Genomic DNA, 16,095 nt, shown 5'->3' with positions numbered 1-16,095 from the left:
GATCTCGATGATCGCTGTCATGCTTCGAGCGTCGCCGCCGGGCGCCGCCGCCGACATCCACCGATCGGTTGATGGGGGCCGGGCGGTCATCCGCGGGTGACGAGCCCGCTCTCGTAGGCGGCGACGACGAGCTGGGCGCGGTCGCGGGCCTGCAGTTTGGCCAGGAGGCGGCCGATGTGGGTCTTGACCGTGCCGACCGTGAGGTGAAGGTGCCCGGCGATGTCGGAGTTGGACATCCCCCTGCCGACGAGGGTGAGGACCTCGCGCTCGCGCCGGGTGAGGTCGCCGAGGTCTCTCGTGACCGGGGCGGGGTGGGAGTCGCGCACGAACGCGGCGATGAGCCGGCGGGTCACGGTGGGCGCGAGCAACGCCTCGCCGGAGGCGACGACCCTGATGGCGGCCAGGAGGTCAGTCGCCGAGGCGCTCTTCAGGAGGAATCCGCTGGCGCCGGCTCTGAGCGACGCGTACACGTACTCGTCCTGATCGAACGTGGTGAGGATCAGCACGCGGATCCCGGCGCCGGCCGGGTCGGCGCAGATGCGCCTCGTCGCCTCGATGCCGTCCAGGTCCGGCATCCTGACGTCCATGAGGACGACGTCCGGTCGCCGCAGCCGGGCCAGGCGCACGGCTTCGGCCCCGGTGCCGGCCTCGCCCACCGTGGTCAGCCCCGGTGTGACGTCGATGAGGACCTTGAGGCTGTCGCGTACGAGGAGCTGGTCCTCGGCGAGCAGGACGCGGATCGGCGGGGCGGCGGCGTCGTCGCTCACGTCATCGTGCCGTTCTCGCAGGGCAGGTGAGCCGTGACGCGAAAGCCGCGGTCCGGACGGAATCCGGCGCTGAACGAGCCTCCGTACAGCTTGACCCGTTCGCGCATGCCGATCAGGCCGTGCCCGCCACCCTCGGCGCGTGGCGGACGGCCGTGGGCGGGACCGGGGGCGGGACCGTGGATGGGGCCGTCGTCGACGATCTCGATGGCGGCCGCCCGCTCGTCGATGTCCACGGTCACCGAGCAGCGCGTGGGCCCGGCGTGGGTGATGACGTTGGTCAGCGCCTGTTGCACGATCCGGTAGACCGACACGGCGAGCGCGGGTGGGAGCCGGGCCTCCTCGCGGACGGTCAGGTCGACCTCGACCCCGGCGGCGCGGGCGTGGGCGGCCAGCTCGGGCAGATCCGCTATGCCGGGAACGGGCACGGGGCCCTCCGCGAGGTCGCCGTCGGACCGCAGGAGACCGAGCACGCGGTGGATCTCGGCGAGCGTGTCCCGGCTGGTCCGCTCGATGACGGCCAGGGCGGCGCGCGCCTCCTGCGGACGTGCGTCGGCGACGTGGTTGGCCACGGTGGCCTTGACGGCGATCAGGCTCATGCTGTGGCCGATCACGTCGTGCAGCTCGCGGGCGATGCGTCTGCGCTCGTCCGCCACCGCGGCCTCGGATAGGTGACGGACGAGACGGGCGGTCGTGTCGCGCTTCCAGCGGACGACCGTGCCCATGGCCCAACCGGCCACCAGGAACACGCAGACCGCGCCGATCTCCACCGGCCAGTAGGGCGGCAGCTCGCTGGGCGACACAGGTGACGGGAGGCCGGGGAGCACCTGGTCGTAGAAGATCAGGACGGCGGCCGCCGCAGCGAACGCGCAGGTCACCAGGCCCGTCACCGACCAGGCGACCGTGACGGTGGCGGCCACCTGGTAGAGCACCAGCACGGCCGGGACGAAGGTCAGCCAGATCATGCCCGCCGCGACGGCGCCGGTGACCGTCGCCAGGACCGCCGTGGCGCACGCGAGGACGAGCACGGCCCTGGGGCGGAGCCGCCGGACGGCGGCGGGGAGGCTCACGACCGCCGCCACCGGCCACGCCGACCAGGCGGGCCACGGCGACGACGGCCCGGGCGGGTCGACGATGGCGTAAGCAATGACCAGCGCCAGGGCGACCGCCACCGCCGCGTCGGCGACGCCCTTCCTGCCGATCCTCCGTGCCCACTCCATGCGGAGAACGTATCCGCTGCCGGATCCGCGCGGCATCAGCCCACGGGCAGACATTCGCCGTCCGCCCTGGGTCGTAGGACCGGCTCCTCCCTGCCGTACAAATTCCGACCCCAGCCCGACGCGCCGCCATCGCCGCGCCCTTCACCATGCTGGTGCGCCCCCGGCACCCGGGCCGGGGCGCGCCGACACAGAGAGGACGGGCGGGGACACATGGACCTCGATCTTCGCGGGCGCGTCAACCGGCGGCGGCGGGCCGACGCGGACCGGCGGGCCGCCAACGCCCGGGCCAACCTGGGCCGCCGGCCGCCGTTCCCCGGGCGATGGGTGAGCGCCGCCTCGCTCATCGGCGGCCCGGTCCTGATCATGATCGGGATTCTGCTGCGTTCACCGTTCTACTATTTCGTCCCTTATCAACTCGTCGCCTACACCCAGCACCCCACCCTCATCACCGCCGCCTACGCCTGCTTCGCCGTCGGGTTCGTGCTGCTGTGGCCGGCCGTCATGACGCTGGCGCACAGAATCGCCGTCACCCACCCGCTGTGGGGGATGTGGGGCGGCTGCCTGGTGATCGTCGGACTGTTCACCCGTACGTTCCAGTTCGGCACGGATCATCTGGCCTTCCACCTGACCGACGTCCTCGGCCTGCGTGTCATGCTCGACGGCGTCGACGGCTACTACCTGGCCTGGCGGGACACGGTCTGGCATCCGTTCAGGGCCATGTCGGGCCCGGCCTTCTTCGGCTGGGTCGTGCTGGCCGTCGGCGCCTACCGTTCCGGTGCCCTGGGGCTGGGCCGCTCGATCGCCCTCGGCCTGATGTCGGCGCTCGCGCTCGGCACGCTCAAGGGCACCGAGCCGCAGTCGTTCATCGCCGTGGGCGGCCTGTGCCTGGCGTTCATCCCCCTGGGCGTCTCGCTGCTGCGCGACGGTCCCCCGCCGAGCAGGCGCGCTGTGGTCTGGATCGTCGTCCTCGTCGCCGTACACGTCCTCATGACGGCTTTCGGGCCGAGAGGATGACGGGCGGTCCCGGCGGTCCGCCCGCCCTACGGCTCGTAGTGGATGTGCATCGAGGAGATGCGGTCGTTCCAGGCGGCGCCGACGTAGTCCACCTTGGTCCAGTTGTGCCAGTACGTCTTCGCGCCCTGGTACGAGTTGTTCTCCCACACATTGAGGTAGTTGCAGCGGGAGTGGCCCTGCCGCCAGGAGGAGATCCTGTCGTTCCACGAGACACCGAGGTCGCGGATGCCGTACCCGGCGGTGTCGCAGGGGCCGGCGTAGCCCCACCAGCGGTATCTCGGCAGGCCCTGGTTGATGTTGTCGGCGGCCTCCAGGAGCAGCGTCGCCTCCGCGGCGGTCCGCGTCCCGCCGAGCGCGGCCAGGTCCGCCTTCTCGATGGTGTCCGCGCACACCTCCTTGACCACTCGGGAGAACTTCTCCCCCGGTTGGATCGGCTCCAGCAGGACGGAGCAGGAGCGGGCGGGGGCGGTGTTCGTGGACGCCGCCGCCGGGGCGGCGGCGACGCCGCAGGCCACCAGGGCGAGCGCGGCGATGGAACGGCTGTGCCTGCGGACCGTGGCGATCGTCGGCGATTTCGGGCGAGTACGCATGTCAGTCTCCTGTTGGTGGGGGACGCCCCCGTCGAAGGGGCGGCGGACGGCCCGCGTGAGGGCCTCCGTCCGCGTCGGCGGACCGGGCCCGGGGCCGGTGGGCGGTGGCGAGCTGCCGCACCTCTCACCCTCCATCGCCCCGGATCGCGCCGCCAGGACAGCAGCCGGGCCTTTGCCGGACATCTCGCGCGGGGAGCCCTACCGGCGATGATCCGGATTCACACATATCGACAGGGCAGGCGGGGTAGCGGGCCCCGAATGGGGTTACCTACGACATCGAGGCCGGGACGCCGGCTCAGCACGCTCCTGATCACCGTTCTGCTGCTCGGCATCACCGAGTCCATGATCGGGCCTTACCTCGTCCTGTTCGGCGCCGAACGGCTGCGGTTGTCCGCGCTGGAGATCGGCGTCTTCGTCTCTCTGACAGCGGTCAGCGGCATGGCCGCCAGCGTCTGGCTCGCCCGCCGCTACGATCGCCGCCCCGGCCGGTGGCCGGCCGTGCTGGCCGCGTCGCTGGCGGGGACGGGGTACCTGCTGCTCCTGGTGAGGCCGTCGTACCCGCTGCTGCTCGTCATCGGCGTGGTGTTCCTCGGCGCCGGCAGCGCCGTGTTCCCGCAGCTCTTCGCCCTCGCCAGGAGCCACGCGGACGGCACGAAGGCGGGGGCGGGCAGGGACACGCCCGTCCTGCGCTCGGCGTGGTCGCTCGCCTGGGCGATCGGCCCGCTGGCGGGCGGCGCGCTGCTGGCCGGTCCCGGCTACTCCGGAGTCCTCGCGGCGACCGCCTGCGGGTTCTGCCTGGTGGTCGTGGCCGTGCTCCGGCTGGACGCGCGCCGGCCGGTGACGGCCCGGCCCGCCGAGACGAGCCGAGGGCTTCCCCTCAGCTCGCGAGCCGTCGCGCTGCCGCTCGCCGGCTTCACCCTGTTCCACGTCGCGATGTTCTCGGGCGCGGTGGTGCTGCCGCTGTACGTGACCGAGGTGCTGGACGGCTCGCCGGGAAGCGTGGGCTGGATGTTCAGCGTCTGCGCCGTGGCCGAGATCCCCGCGGCGCTCGCCCTGCTGCTGGTGCCGGACCGCTGGAGGCCGCGTGTGATCCTGATCGGCATGGGACTCATGGTCGTCTACTTGGCGCTCGTGGCGGCGTTCACCGGGATCGTGGCTCTGGTGCTCGTCCACGTCGCCCGGGGCGTCGCCATCGCGGTCGTGGGCGCGCTCGGCATCGGCTACATGCAGGACCTGCTGCCGACCGCTCCCGGACGGGCCACCACGTTGTTCGCCAACTCGGCGACGGCCGGCTCGCTCGTGTCGGGCATCGCCGCCGGCGGCCTCTCCCACGCCCTCGGCTATCGCGCGGCCCTGCTCGTCTGCGCCGCGCTCAGCGTCGTGGCCTGGCTGCTGTTCCTCCTCGCCCAGCGGCGCGTACGAGTGGAGCCGGACGAATCCGTCACCGAGCCGGTGGCGCCGCGCTGAGCGAGGACCAGCGCGACCACCTCTTGGACCGGGTGCGGGCCGCGGCCGCAGCGTTGGAGCAGCCCTCGGCGATCAGCTCCAGCACCTCGCCCTCGCGCTGGGTCAGCCCGGTCGTTCGACGACTCGTCCGGTGGTGACGTACGTGCGATAGACGTCCGCGCCGTCGCGCAGGAAGACGTTCACCGCGAACCCGTCGCCCGCGTCCCATGTCCCGGTTGAAGGCGCCGTCCGGCGCCGCGTACCACTGGATGGTCCCAGCCCATGCGCCGCTTGGACGGCATGATCTCGGCCAGCGGCCCGGTGGAGACCAGCGCCATGGAGACGTCGCGGGCGTGCAAGTGCGCCAGGTGGCCGACGTTGTCGGTGAACATCGCGCAGCCGGAGCCGTTCGGCGGCCAGGGCGTCCTGCGCGCGGGTGAGGTGTTTCTCCTTGACCAGCAGGGCGTCCCGGGCGCTGCGCGACGTCTACGTCGGCATCGAGCGCTTCGACGATCTACAGCGCGACCTCGGCATCTCCAGCATAGTGCTGAGCGGCCGGCTGAAGTGGCTGGTCGAAAGCGGTGTGCTGGAACGCCGGGAGTACTCACAGCGTCCCGTCCGGCACGAGTACACCCTCACCGAGAAGGGCCGGGAGCTGTGCGACCTGCTGCTGGTGTTGGCGCGCTGGGGCGACCGCTGGACGTCCGGAGACTCAGGTCCGCCCACGCTGTACCGTCACCACGCCTGCGGCCGGACCAGCCATGTGGAACTGCGTTGCTCGGCCTGCGGGCAGCCGATGCGCGCGACGGACGTCGACATGCTGCCGGACCGCCGAGAGACCGGCTCACCGTGGTCATCAGGTTCACAGCCCGGCGCAACGAGTCGCGAACCTTGTCCTGCGACTCGGCTACGACTCCGATGAAGTCGGCCATGAGCGCCTCGACGGACGGCACGCCGATGCGCGTGATGTCGCGGCGGAAGGAGGAGCTGGCAGGCACCATTGACTGCCAGTCCCCGTGCAGTTGCTGGAAGATCACCCCCATGGTGGAGATCGCCTCCAGAGCCCGTTCGTTGTCCCGGACCAGCGCCAAATAGATCTTGGTCGCCTCAAGATAGCTGCCGCGACGGCATAAGAGCTCAGCAAGACCGACAGTGAGGTCCTCGTCGTACGGATGGAGCGCGAGGCCGTTCCGATAGGCCTGTTCCGCCTCGTCCCAGGCTTCAGGATTCGTCTCGTGGCCGCTCGGAGGAAGTTCGCGCAGCGCCACCGTGCCCATGGCGAGATGGGCCAGTGGATCGTGCGGGCAGCTCTCGAGAGCCATCGCGGCCGTTCGACGAGCCGCGTCATACTCGAGGACGTCCAGCTGGCAAAGCGCCAGAATGTACAGGAACGGAGCCCTGTCCGGTGCCAGCCTGACGGCCTCGGTGGCCGCCCTGAGGGCGGCACCCCTCCGGCCGTCACGATGCAGCACCCGTGCCATGGCGTAGTGCGCGAACGGATCGCCTGGATCGATGTGGAGAGCGGACGACGCCGCTTCGCGCGCCCTCTTCGTCTGCCCCAGGGCGAGCAGGCAGTGAGCGGCCACGCAATGTGCCGCGGCGGCCGTGTCGTCGTAGGTGATCGCCGGACCCAGTGCGTCTAGCGCGTCCTGCCAACGGCCCAGGTCGATGAGATTCTGTGCGGCAACCAGTGCCATTTCGCTGCGGTTCATTCCAGGCATCGCCCATTCGTGTAGGCCAGACGAGCGAAACAGGGACTGTGGGGCGTCGGCGAGTGCCGGTCTCAGAGCATCCGCTGCTGTTTGAGGTAAGCAAGCAGATCATCGTAGGCGCCGCCCTCGTTGGCGAACATGACGACGCTCTTCGCGGCGTCGAACCATGGGCCGGTCGAGGGACGCACCTGCCTCAGGGCCGTCTCGAAGTCGGACATGCCGATCATCCGGACGATGCCGCTGCGCGACGACGCGATGAGTGCCCGTTCGGCCGCGGTGTCACACAGATGTGCGAGGTCGGCACCGGAGAAACCCGTCTGTGCTGGAGGCGAGGGAGACCACGTCGATGTTCTCCACCGGGCGGCCCCTCAGGTGGAACTCCAAGATCGCCCGCCGCGCGGACCGATCCGGCGGAAGGACGAGGATCGTCCGGTCGAACCGGCCCGGCCGGCGAAGGGCGGTATCGACATCCCACGGCTGGTTCGTCGCTCCGAGAATGAACAGGCCCTCGTTGTCGGCTGCCACCCCGTCCATCTCTTCCAGCAATTGATTGACGACGGTGCGCATCCCGCTGCCACGGGACTGGCTGCGCTTCTGGCCGAGAGCGTCCACCTCGTCCAGGAACAGGACGCAGGGCGCCTTTCTCCTGGCCTGCGTGAACAGCTCGCGCAGGTTCCGCTCGGATTGGCCGAAATAGACGTCCAGGATGTCGGAGATACCGACCGCGACGAACGAGGCGCCGAGTTCTCCGGCCACTGCCCGGGCGAGAAAGGTCTTACCGCAGCCAGGTGGCCCGTACAGCAGCAGGCCACCGCGCAGGCTGGTGCCGTAGAGGGCGCGTAACTGGGGGTTGCGCATCGGAGCCAGAAACGCGGCCTCAAGCCGTTCCTTCACCTCCTCCATACCGCTGATGTCGGCCAGCCGCACCCTTGGGGGCTCGGTCTCGTAGGAGTCCAGGTCGACTTCGTCGGAGCTGTGGACGAAGCGTGGGCCGACCAAGCCGGCCACGTCGTCCTCCGCCGCCGTCCAGTCGAAGCCCTTCGCCGGTGAGGTGTCCGGCGGGGCCTCGGCCGCGGACGGCCGCGGCGGCATCGCGCCCCCTGCCTCCATCGAGTGCGGCGCGACCTGGGAGGAGACGTCAGGAGGCCTGCCTCCGAGGGCGTCGATCATGAAGTCCCTGGCTTCGTCACAGCCCGGGTCGTGCTGCAGTGCCGCGGCGGCTTCGCCCATCGCACCCGGGAGGTCACCGGCGTCCAAGAGAACCCGCGCGAGATGCAGCCTGAGAGTGACATCCTCAGGGCGAACGCTCAGGGCGGCGCGCAGGCTCGCCACCAGCTGGTCGTGAGCATCCATGGGGAACACCGTTCTCTGCACTGGTGTGAATCGGAACACGGCCGGGCGACGGCACCCGGGAGACGGCAGCCTACCTTGATCATCACCTGGGCGCGCGGGGAAAACCCGCTGGTATCCGGTACGGACGGCCGCCCACTACGCGCCGCTCCGCAGCAGGCCGGTCGTAGGCTGTGGCCTCATGCGGCGAAGACTGAGTGCCTGGCTGGTCCTGATACTGGCTCTGCCAGGATGCGGCGCGCCCTACATCAAGGGTCTGCCTACGGCGGCTGGTCACAGTGCGTCACCGCCCACGCCGATCACCGCGTCCGCGCCATCCACAAGTCTCGGCAGCCGACGTGCCGACGATGTCAACGGTGACGGTTACGCGGATCTGTTCCTAGATTCCGGCGCGTTGGGCGTCGTCTACGGCTCGTCCCGAGGGCTCGACCCCGAATCTCGGACGGTCCTGCCAGTACGCGACGAGCAGGGCTTGTCCGCACCCGCCGTGAACGCGTTCGAGTTGCCTCATACGGGCAACAGGGCGGACTTCGACGGCGACGGCTTCGGCGACATCCTGCTCAAAGGGTGTAGCCCCGTTCCATCGTGCCAGGACCGGCCGCTCATCTCCTGGGGCGGTCCGCGCGGCCTCAGGACCCCTACCCCGACCCGAGTACCTCTGCCGAAGGACAAAGCGGTGGAGGCCATGGTCGCCGGTGACTTCGACGGGGACGGCGTCGGCGATGTGGCGCTGGCCCCCTATGACGGAGCGGGCGCATGGGGTGAGGGGAAAGGGAGCCTGATGGTGCTGTACGGCCCGTTCAGCCGCACCGGGCTCCCGGCCCGCCACACCAGCCAGCCGACGTCCGTCGATTTCCAGAGCTTCACCGCCGACGAGATCGACGGGCGCCGTTCCACAGCGCTGGTCGCAGGACATGTCGAAGAGACCACCACACAGCTTTTCAGCGCAGACCGGGACGGCCTGGCGAAACAGGGGCGTGTACTTCAAGGGGGGACTGTGGCAGCGTTCGGTGACTTCGACGGTGACGGTCGCAGAGATCTCGCGGTCGGCTTCGAGGCACCCCAGGACGGCAACCGGCTGACCGTCCACTACGGCAACGGCCGTCGTGGGATGTTCGAAGGCGCCGGCGCGGCGGTCACCGGAGACTTCGACGGAGACGGCCGTGACGACCTCGCCTTCGGCGGGAGGAGCTACGGGTGGCAGCCTCCCGCTCCGTCCCGGATCTTCTGGGGCGGAGCGGGAGGACTGCGGACGAGTGAGGCCATCGGCGGGATGGACGCAGCGCCGCTGGCGGCGGGAGACTACGACGGGGACGGGGACGACGAACTGCTCCTCGCCGCTCCCCTGTCCGGCGGTGTCCCCGCGAACGGTGTCAAGATCTGGGTGACCGATGGCAGGAGGATTCTGACCAGCTTCTCCTGCGGCGGCATGGCCCGAGGCTGCCGATGACCTTCCGCAGACCACCTGGGGTGGGGTCGGAACTGCCTCCGCCGTCGTTCCAGGTGAGGCCGAGGTCGCGTACCACGCGGGCGTAGCGGCGGCCTGGGGTGAGCGACGCGCCACAGGCGCTGGCCGCCGTGCTCGGCCGGACCCGCACCCGGCTGCTGGCCGAACTCGACCAGCCCGCCTCGACCAAGGAACTGGCCGCCCGCCTCGACCTGTCGGAACCAGGCGCGAACCAGCACCTCACCGCTCTCCACAGGGCCGGATTGGCCAGCGCGCACCGCACGGGGAGATATGTGCTCTATGCCCGTACGGCCGTCGCCGAGACGCTACTCGCCGGCGACGCGAGTCCCACACCGAGCGATCACGAGTAGGAAGGGGCGGGAATCGCCGAACTCCTCGACCCACCCCGCGCCCACTCACGGGTCTCTACCCGGCGGACTGGCTCCTTGTCACCCACGCGGACGCCTGCCAGGTCCACGGCCGAGCCGTCGAACGACTCCAGGTGCATCCCACGGACCAGCCCTAACACCTCGGCGATCATCCCGGGCGGGGATCCTGCAAGGCCGTCAGACACCGATGTGACAACGCGGTGCCCGTTGACGAATCAAATGAACGGTCTTTTAATTCGTGCATGGGGCGCATAGCCGGTGTCACCGCCGCCGAGACCCGGGATCGGCTGCTCCGGGCCGCCGCGGACGTGTTCGCCGAGCGCGGGTACGACGGGACGCGGGTGGCCGACATCGCCGCCGCCGCCGGGGTGAGCAACGGCGCGCTCTACGCCCATTTCGGTTCCAAGGCGGAGTTGCTGGTGGCCGCGTTGCGGGCGTACGCGCGGCGGCTGCTGGCCGACCTGTTCGCCGACGATCCGGACCGGTCCGCGACCGGGCTGCTGCTGGCCATCGGGCGTCAGTTGCCCCAGCGCCGCGACGCCCGCGGTTACCTGCTGGTGGAGGCGCTGGTCACCGCGCGGCGCGACACGGACGTGGCGGGGCCGACGCGCGACTACGTCGGCGAGCGCGCCGACTGGATCGCCGGGCTGGCCCGGGTCGCGCAGGGCGACGGCGAGCTGGACCCGGCGCTGTCGCCGGAGGCGGTCGCCCACTTCTGTCTCCTGCTCGCCCTCGGCAGCGCGCTCGTCCCCCCGGACATGCACACCGTGGCCGAGGCCGAGTGGGCCGCTCTGCTCGGCCGCGTCGTCACCGGCCTCGCGCCCGCGGAGAGCTCTCCGCCGGAGACCGCTCCCCCCCAGAACTCCGCACCAAGGGAATCGACACCGTGAGAGTTCAGATCAACCCGGAGCGCTGCCAGGGTCACGGCCGCTGCTACGACATCGCGCCCGGCCTGTTCGGGGAGGACGCCGAGGGCTACGGGACGGTCCTCGGCGACGGCGCGGTGCCGCCGGACGAGCGGCGCACGGCCCGGCTGGCGGTCTCCAACTGCCCGGAAAGCGCAATCACCCTCGCCGAGGAGGCCTGACATGAGCGTGGACGACCGCTTCACCCGGAGCGTTCGCGAGCCGGACCCCGAGGAGCCTGTCGGCACCCGCAGCGAGATCATCACCGGTCCCGTGGGTGATTGGGCGACGGACTTCTCGCACCTGGAGCCGGAGTGGGCCGCGGACCCGTACCCGATCCAGGACGACCTGCGGCAGCGCTGCCCGATCGCGCACACGGACCGGTTCGGCGGCGGGTGGCTGCCGACCCGCTACGAGGACGTGGCGGCGATCGCGTACGACACCGAGCGGTTCTCGTCACGGTCGATCGTCATGAGCAACTTCCGGCCGCCGCGCGAGCTCGCGCCGGTGGGCGGCACCCCGCCGATCTCCTCCGACCCGCCGTTCCACCACGACGCGCGCAAGCTGCTGCTGCCGGCGTTCACCAAGACCGCGGTGTCGCGGCGGGAGGCGGCCGCGCGGGCGTACTGTCATTCGCTCATCGACGCGTTCGAGGGCCGGGACGTGGTGGACGCCGCCGGCGAGTACGCCCAGCACATCCCCATCAGGGTCATCTCCGACATGCTGGGCTTCCCGCCGGAGGACGGGCCGCGGTTCCGGGTGTTCATCGAGAACGTGCTCGAAGGCGTCAACCTGCCGCCGGAAGAGCGCATGGCCAACTTCCAGGAACTCTTCGACTACCTGTACGTGCAGATCCACGATCATCTGGCCAACCCGCGCGACGACCTGACGACGTACCTGATCGACGCCGAGCTGTACGGGCAGAAGCTGCAGCCCGAACACGTGTCCGGCACGATGGCGCTGCTGCTCATCGCCGGCATCGACACGACGTGGAGCGCGATCGGCGCGTCGCTGTGGCACCTGGCGAAGACCCCGGCCGACCGGGAGCGGCTGGTGGCCGAGCCGGAGCTGCTGCCGACCGCCATGGAGGAGTTCCTGCGGGCGTACGCGCCGGTCACGATGGCGCGGCTGGTCAAGGAGGACATGACCTGGCACGGGGCGGACATGAAGGCGGACGACTGGATCCTGCTGTCCTTCCCGTCGGCGAACCGCGACCCCGAGCAGTTCGACCGGGCGGGCGAGGTGGTCATCGACCGCGAGGTGAACCGGCACGCCGCGTTCGGGCTCGGCATCCACCGCTGCGTGGGCTCCCACCTGGCGCGGATGGAGCTGCGGGTGGCCCTGGAGGTGTGGCTGGAACGGGTGCCGTCCTTCTCGCTGGCCGACCCGGAGGCGGTCCGGTGGGCCACCGGCCAGGTGCGCGGCCCGCGCACCCTGCCGGTGCGCATCGGCTGACGACCGGGGGTGGACGATCCCGGCCCCCGGGCGCAGAGTGAAGGGCGGACGCTCCACCTGACGACCCGGGAGGAAGCATGCCCACCACCCACCACGCCGAGCACGTCGGCAGCCTCCTGCGGCCGCCCGAGCTGCTCCAGGCCCGCGAGGCGCACCGGCGCGGCGAGCTGAGCGACGAGACGCTCGCGAAGCTGGCGGACGAGGCGGCGCTCGGCGCGATCGCCCTGCAGCGCGAGGCCGGGATCGAGGTCTTCACCGACGGCGAGATGCGGCGGGCGACCTGGATGGCCGGCCTGCTGGAGTCGCTCGGCGGGGTGGTCCCCGTCGACGTGACGAACTCGTCCTGGTACCGGGGGGACGGGCAGCCGGTGCCGCCCGAGGAGACCTCCTTCGACATGGTGGCCGCGAACGCCCGGCTCACCCAGAAGAAGCAGCTCACCGCCGTCGAGGCGGCCTTCCTCCTCCGGCACGCCCCCGGCCCCTTCAAGATCACGATGATGAGCACGTCCATGGGCAACCTGCTGTGGCGGCCGGAGGTCAGCTCGGCGGCCTACCCCGACCCGGGCGCGATGATGCGCGACCTCGTGGCGCTGCGCGTCGAGGAGATCAGGCAGCTGATCGGGCTCGGCGTGCGCTGGATCCAGCTCGACTCGCTGGGCTACAACTTCGTGATCGACCCCGGCTTCCGGACCCGGATGTTCGGCGACGCCGCCCCTCCCCCGGACGTGCTGCTGGACCTCATCGTCTCGGTGGACGCCGAGCTGGTCCGCGCCACCAAGGCGATCGACCCGGACGTCACGGTCGGCATGCACATCTGCCGCGGCAACAACCGCAGCGCCTGGATGTCCAGCGGCGGTTACGAGCCGGTCGCCGAGCGGCTGTTCGGCGAGGTCCCGGTCGACCGGTTCCTGCTGGAGTACGACACCGAGCGGGCCGGCGGCTTCGAGCCGCTCCGGTTCGTCCCCGAGGGCACCACGGTCGTGCTCGGGCTGGTCTCCTCCAAGGTGGCGGGCCTGGAGCCGGTGGACGAGCTGCGCCGCCGCGTCGACGAGGCGGCCGCGTACGTGCCGATGGAGAACCTGGCGATCAGCCCGCAGTGCGGGTTCGCCTCCACGGCCAGGGGCAACCTCCTCACGGTCGACGACCAGCGGCGGAAGCTGGAGCTGGTGGCGCGGACGGCCGCGCTGGTGTGGGGCTGACGACGCCGGCGCCCCGCCCGGCCAGCAGCTCGGCGAGCCGGGCCGCGTTGCGCTGGGAGTTGTCGCCGCAGCAGTTGTTGGTGAGCACGTGGGTGACCTCGGCCTCCTCCGACAGCCGGTGGATCCTGGCAGCCCACGTGCGCAGCTCGTCCTCGGCGTACAGGTAGCCGTACTTCTCCTCGATCACCCGGCTCGTCCATCGCGCCGAGTGCCCGTGCAGGCGGACCACGGCCAGGTCCGCGGTGGCGGCCAGCACCGGCGGGACGGACGACGGGTGCCCCTGCGGCATGTCCACGCCCACGTACGGCAGGTCGTGCGCGGCGAGGAAGGCGAGCGTGTCCTCGCGGTGGGCGTCGTCCATCCAGGCGGCGTTGCGGAACTCGACGCAGATCCGCATCGGCCGGCACCGGTCGCGGCATCGCAGCAGGTAGCGGCGGCTCGGCTCGCCCGGCGGGAACCAGGGCGGGAACTGGAACAGCAGCGCCCCCAGCCTGCCCGCGTCGTGCAGCGGCCGCAGCGCGCTCAGGAACCGGTCCCACACCTGCTCGACGACCTCGGGCGGCAGGTCCCGCCGGTAGAGGGTCCGCCGGGGCTCGCCGAGCGCCTCGCGTAAGTCCTTGTAGAGCGCCGACGGGCGGGTCGGATGGCCGGTGAGCAGGGAGAACGCCTTGACGTTCAGGGTGAAGCCGTCCGGTGTTCGGTCACGCCACAGCTCGGCGGTGCGCCGGGCGGGCGGATGGTAGTAGGTGGCGTCCACCTCCACCAGGGGGAACCGGCTCGCGTAGTGAGCGAGCCTGGCCTCCGGGGTGGAGACCCCCGGCGGGTACCAGCCGGAGGCGAGCAGCGACTTGTCCGTCCATGACGCGGTCCCGACCAGGATCTTGCCCATGCCGCGCCTCGTACCCGGACGGGGCGGGCTCTCACCCGCCCGCGCGGGCGCGCCGCCGTCGCGGCGGCCTGGGCCGGTTCAGGCGCCGGGCCCCCGCACGCCCGCTGCACCGGCGTGCGGGGGCCCGGCCACCCCGGAGATCCGCCTGCCGCCCGGCGGGAGCCGCGGGCCACCCCCGGTGGTGACCCGTGGTCCGCCGGGCGGTCATCCTCCTGGCGTCCCGGGGAAGCGCCCGCTCACCGGAAGAGCGTGCGGGCGCCGTTCAGGGGGTTCACCCGGCGCGCGGGCGGTTCACGGGATCACCGTGCACGCGGCGCCGTTGAGGGTGAAGGAGGACGGTTCGGCGGTGTTGCCGGTGTGGGTGGCCTGGAAGCCGAAGCTGACCGAGGCGTCGGGCGCGATGGTGGCGTTGTAGGGCGCGTTCGTGGCCGTGATCTGGCCGCTCCTGGGCGTGACCGCGGTGTTCCAGGCGGAGGTGACCGTCTGGCCGGGCGGCAGGGTGAAGGCCAGCGACCAGCCGGTGATGGGCGTGGCGCTCCTGTTGGTGATGGAGACGGCGGCGGTGAAGCCGGTGTTCCAGGCGTTCGTCGTGTAGCCGACCTCGCAGGGTCCGGAGACGGTGGGCGTGACGGTGGGCGCGACGGTGGGGCCGGGGCCGCCGCCGGAGTCCAGGCCGAAGAAGCGGATGGTCTCCGCGGCCATCCCGCCTCTGGGCAGGTCGTGCCCGGCGCCCTGGAGGCTGATCGCCTCGACCGGCGCGGTCCCGCCGGTGCCGCCGTACCGGGTGCGGGTCTGGCCCGCCTGCGGGGTGTCGGTGAGGGACGGCGTCTGGCTCAGGCCGTGCACGTTCGTCCACTGCTTGATCTGCTCCTGGAAGTTGGGATAGCGCAGCGTGCCGTCCTCGGTGCCGTGCCAGATCTGCATGCGCGGCCGCGGCCCGGTGTAGCCGGGGTAGGCGGCGCGTACGAGGTCGCCCCACTGCTGCGGCGTCCTGACGATCTGGCCGTTGGCGCACTGGCTGTTCCAGCTCGACCCGTCGGTGGTGGCGAAGCAGCCGAACGGCACGCCCATGTAGGCGGCGCCGGCCTGGAACACGTCGGGGTAGACGCCCAGCATGACGTTGGTCATCATCGCGCCGGAGGAGACGCCGGTGACGAAGGTGCGGTCCGGGTCGCCGCCGTGGCGCTGGTGGACGTACCTGACCATGGACATGAGGCCGACGGGGTCGCTGCCGCCGTCGCGCCGCAGCGCCTGCGGCGAGGAGACGTCGAAGCAGGCCCCGCTCCTCGTCGCCGAGGGGTAGACGACGATGAACTTGTGGCGGTCGGCGAGCGAGGCGAACTCGGTGCCGGAGTGCAGCGCGGGCCCGGAGCCGGTGCAGTAGTGCACGGCCAGCAGCACCGGCGGCCGTGACCCGACGCCGTCGGGCACGTACAGGTGCATCCGCAGGTTGGTGGGGTTGGTCCCGAACCCGGTGACCTCGACCAGCTGGGCCGAGGAGGCCGGGGCGGCCAGGACCACCAGGCCGAGGACCGTCAGCAGGGCGGTGGTGACCGCGGCCGCGGTCGTACGGTGACGTGCTCTCATCCGCGCCTCCCGTCGCTCGAAACATTTCGATGATGTCCCGAAACTTTTGGTCGGGCAACCACGGAGGCGTGCCCCGTCGGCCGACCGGCCTTCTGACGTGCGCGGACCTCTACCAGCGAGAAGAAAGT

The 16,095-nt window shown here is 71.2% G+C and carries 17 protein-coding genes and 1 pseudogene; 9 read left to right on the top strand and 9 right to left on the bottom strand.

What is annotated here, in order from left to right; all coding sequences use genetic code 11:
- Nucleotides 1-86 precede the first annotated feature (86 nt).
- Both ACQEUU_RS13920 and ACQEUU_RS13915 read right to left on the bottom strand, forming a co-directional pair.
- Nucleotides 87-767 (bottom strand): response regulator, encoded by a 681-nt coding sequence (locus tag ACQEUU_RS13920; protein ID WP_433065284.1) that lies wholly within the window; start codon nt 765-767, stop codon nt 87-89.
- Nucleotides 764-1,984: a sensor histidine kinase gene (locus ACQEUU_RS13915; RefSeq protein ID WP_433065281.1), complete on the bottom strand. Its 1,221-nt coding sequence runs from the start codon at nt 1,982-1,984 to the stop codon at nt 764-766. The genes ACQEUU_RS13920 and ACQEUU_RS13915 overlap by 4 nt, the downstream gene beginning before the upstream one ends.
- A gap of 210 nt (nt 1,985-2,194) precedes the next feature.
- Between ACQEUU_RS13915 and ACQEUU_RS13910 the strand changes: the two genes are divergently transcribed.
- Nucleotides 2,195-2,998, top strand: a complete 804-nt coding sequence (locus ACQEUU_RS13910; RefSeq protein WP_433065279.1) for a hypothetical protein — start codon at nt 2,195-2,197, stop codon at nt 2,996-2,998.
- A gap of 26 nt (nt 2,999-3,024) precedes the next feature.
- Here ACQEUU_RS13910 and ACQEUU_RS13905 read toward each other — a convergent pair whose 3' ends face one another.
- On the bottom strand, nt 3,025-3,588 hold the full coding sequence (locus ACQEUU_RS13905) for a hypothetical protein (protein WP_433065276.1): 564 nt from the start codon (nt 3,586-3,588) through the stop codon (nt 3,025-3,027).
- A 258-nt stretch (nt 3,589-3,846) separates the two neighbouring features.
- Between ACQEUU_RS13905 and ACQEUU_RS13900 the strand changes: the two genes are divergently transcribed.
- Complete coding sequence (locus ACQEUU_RS13900; RefSeq protein ID WP_433065273.1) at nt 3,847-5,055, top strand: sugar efflux transporter; 1,209 nt, start codon at nt 3,847-3,849, stop codon at nt 5,053-5,055.
- 179 nt (nt 5,056-5,234) lie between these two features.
- Here the strand turns inward: ACQEUU_RS13900 and ACQEUU_RS13895 are convergent, their stop codons facing one another.
- A complete protein-coding gene (locus ACQEUU_RS13895; RefSeq protein WP_433065270.1) occupies nt 5,235-5,426 on the bottom strand; it encodes a DUF899 family protein in 192 nt (63 codons plus the stop codon).
- Between the two features lie 44 nt (nt 5,427-5,470).
- Here ACQEUU_RS13895 and ACQEUU_RS13890 point away from each other — a divergent pair.
- Nucleotides 5,471-5,680 (top strand): annotated as a pseudogene (locus ACQEUU_RS13890) (winged helix-turn-helix transcriptional regulator); the annotation flags it as partial.
- On the opposite strand, the gene ACQEUU_RS13885 reads toward ACQEUU_RS13890, so the two are convergent.
- From ACQEUU_RS13885 to ACQEUU_RS13875, 3 genes are all read right to left on the bottom strand, one after another.
- Nucleotides 5,670-6,731, bottom strand: coding sequence for a tetratricopeptide repeat protein (locus ACQEUU_RS13885; protein ID WP_433071836.1), 1,062 nt, complete (start codon nt 6,729-6,731; stop codon nt 5,670-5,672). The pseudogene ACQEUU_RS13890 and the gene ACQEUU_RS13885 sit on opposite strands and share 11 nt — an antisense overlap.
- Before the next feature lie 86 nt (nt 6,732-6,817).
- Nucleotides 6,818-6,964, bottom strand: coding sequence for a hypothetical protein (locus ACQEUU_RS13880; RefSeq protein ID WP_433065267.1), 147 nt, complete (start codon nt 6,962-6,964; stop codon nt 6,818-6,820).
- Nucleotides 6,965-7,025: 61 nt separating this feature from the next.
- Nucleotides 7,026-8,099: an AAA family ATPase gene (locus ACQEUU_RS13875; protein ID WP_433065264.1), complete on the bottom strand. Its 1,074-nt coding sequence runs from the start codon at nt 8,097-8,099 to the stop codon at nt 7,026-7,028.
- Between the two features lie 178 nt (nt 8,100-8,277).
- On the opposite strand from ACQEUU_RS13875, the gene ACQEUU_RS13870 reads away from it, so the two are divergent.
- From ACQEUU_RS13870 to ACQEUU_RS13845, 6 genes are all read left to right on the top strand, one after another.
- Complete coding sequence (locus ACQEUU_RS13870) at nt 8,278-9,546, top strand: VCBS repeat-containing protein (protein ID WP_433065261.1); 1,269 nt, start codon at nt 8,278-8,280, stop codon at nt 9,544-9,546.
- A gap of 98 nt (nt 9,547-9,644) precedes the next feature.
- Nucleotides 9,645-9,914 (top strand): ArsR/SmtB family transcription factor, encoded by a 270-nt coding sequence (locus ACQEUU_RS13865; protein ID WP_433065259.1) that lies wholly within the window; start codon nt 9,645-9,647, stop codon nt 9,912-9,914.
- A gap of 260 nt (nt 9,915-10,174) precedes the next feature.
- A complete protein-coding gene (locus tag ACQEUU_RS13860; RefSeq protein WP_433065256.1) occupies nt 10,175-10,822 on the top strand; it encodes a TetR family transcriptional regulator in 648 nt (215 codons plus the stop codon).
- Nucleotides 10,819-11,019, top strand: coding sequence for a ferredoxin (locus ACQEUU_RS13855; protein ID WP_270156708.1), 201 nt, complete (start codon nt 10,819-10,821; stop codon nt 11,017-11,019). Before ACQEUU_RS13860 ends, ACQEUU_RS13855 begins: the two co-directional genes overlap by 4 nt.
- A gap of 1 nt (nt 11,020) precedes the next feature.
- Nucleotides 11,021-12,292: a cytochrome P450 gene (locus ACQEUU_RS13850; protein WP_433065253.1), complete on the top strand. Its 1,272-nt coding sequence runs from the start codon at nt 11,021-11,023 to the stop codon at nt 12,290-12,292.
- Between the two features lie 77 nt (nt 12,293-12,369).
- Nucleotides 12,370-13,491 (top strand): cobalamin-independent methionine synthase II family protein, encoded by a 1,122-nt coding sequence (locus ACQEUU_RS13845; protein ID WP_433065250.1) that lies wholly within the window; start codon nt 12,370-12,372, stop codon nt 13,489-13,491.
- Here the strand turns inward: ACQEUU_RS13845 and ACQEUU_RS13840 are convergent.
- Nucleotides 13,424-14,380, bottom strand: a complete 957-nt coding sequence (locus ACQEUU_RS13840) for a DUF72 domain-containing protein (RefSeq protein WP_433065247.1) — start codon at nt 14,378-14,380, stop codon at nt 13,424-13,426. The genes ACQEUU_RS13845 and ACQEUU_RS13840 overlap by 68 nt on opposite strands.
- A 291-nt stretch (nt 14,381-14,671) precedes the next feature.
- Nucleotides 14,672-15,967, bottom strand: coding sequence for an extracellular catalytic domain type 1 short-chain-length polyhydroxyalkanoate depolymerase (locus ACQEUU_RS13835; protein WP_433065245.1), 1,296 nt, complete (start codon nt 15,965-15,967; stop codon nt 14,672-14,674).
- Between the last annotated feature and the right edge of the window lie 128 nt (nt 15,968-16,095).

This window comes from Nonomuraea sp. CA-218870 (assembly GCF_050936535.1).
In the GTDB taxonomy this organism is placed as follows: Bacteria; Actinomycetota; Actinomycetes; order Streptosporangiales; family Streptosporangiaceae; genus Nonomuraea; species Nonomuraea corallina.
Note: the sequence above shows the minus strand (reverse complement) of the source record. Positions and strands in the feature narration are given on the sequence as shown.

Bases quoted from the DNA above. Each gene is read 5' to 3' on its own strand.
- ACQEUU_RS13915 (WP_433065281.1), bottom strand. From the start codon at position 1,984: ATGGAGTGGGCACGGAGGATCGGCAGGAAGGGCGTCGCCGACGCGGCG.
- ACQEUU_RS13910 (WP_433065279.1), top strand. From the start codon at position 2,195: ATGGACCTCGATCTTCGCGGGCGCGTCAACCGGCGGCGGCGGGCCGAC.
- ACQEUU_RS13905 (WP_433065276.1), bottom strand. From the start codon at position 3,588: ATGCGTACTCGCCCGAAATCGCCGACGATCGCCACGGTCCGCAGGCAC.
- ACQEUU_RS13900 (WP_433065273.1), top strand. From the start codon at position 3,847: ATGGGGTTACCTACGACATCGAGGCCGGGACGCCGGCTCAGCACGCTC.
- ACQEUU_RS13895 (WP_433065270.1), bottom strand. From the start codon at position 5,426: ATGTTCACCGACAACGTCGGCCACCTGGCGCACTTGCACGCCCGCGAC.
- ACQEUU_RS13885 (WP_433071836.1), bottom strand. From the start codon at position 6,731: ATGGCACTGGTTGCCGCACAGAATCTCATCGACCTGGGCCGTTGGCAG.
- ACQEUU_RS13880 (WP_433065267.1), bottom strand. From the start codon at position 6,964: ATGTCCGACTTCGAGACGGCCCTGAGGCAGGTGCGTCCCTCGACCGGC.
- ACQEUU_RS13875 (WP_433065264.1), bottom strand. From the start codon at position 8,099: ATGGATGCTCACGACCAGCTGGTGGCGAGCCTGCGCGCCGCCCTGAGC.
- ACQEUU_RS13870 (WP_433065261.1), top strand. From the start codon at position 8,278: ATGCGGCGAAGACTGAGTGCCTGGCTGGTCCTGATACTGGCTCTGCCA.
- ACQEUU_RS13860 (WP_433065256.1), top strand. From the start codon at position 10,175: ATGGGGCGCATAGCCGGTGTCACCGCCGCCGAGACCCGGGATCGGCTG.
- ACQEUU_RS13850 (WP_433065253.1), top strand. From the start codon at position 11,021: ATGAGCGTGGACGACCGCTTCACCCGGAGCGTTCGCGAGCCGGACCCC.
- ACQEUU_RS13845 (WP_433065250.1), top strand. From the start codon at position 12,370: ATGCCCACCACCCACCACGCCGAGCACGTCGGCAGCCTCCTGCGGCCG.
- ACQEUU_RS13840 (WP_433065247.1), bottom strand. From the start codon at position 14,380: ATGGGCAAGATCCTGGTCGGGACCGCGTCATGGACGGACAAGTCGCTG.
- ACQEUU_RS13835 (WP_433065245.1), bottom strand. From the start codon at position 15,967: ATGAGAGCACGTCACCGTACGACCGCGGCCGCGGTCACCACCGCCCTG.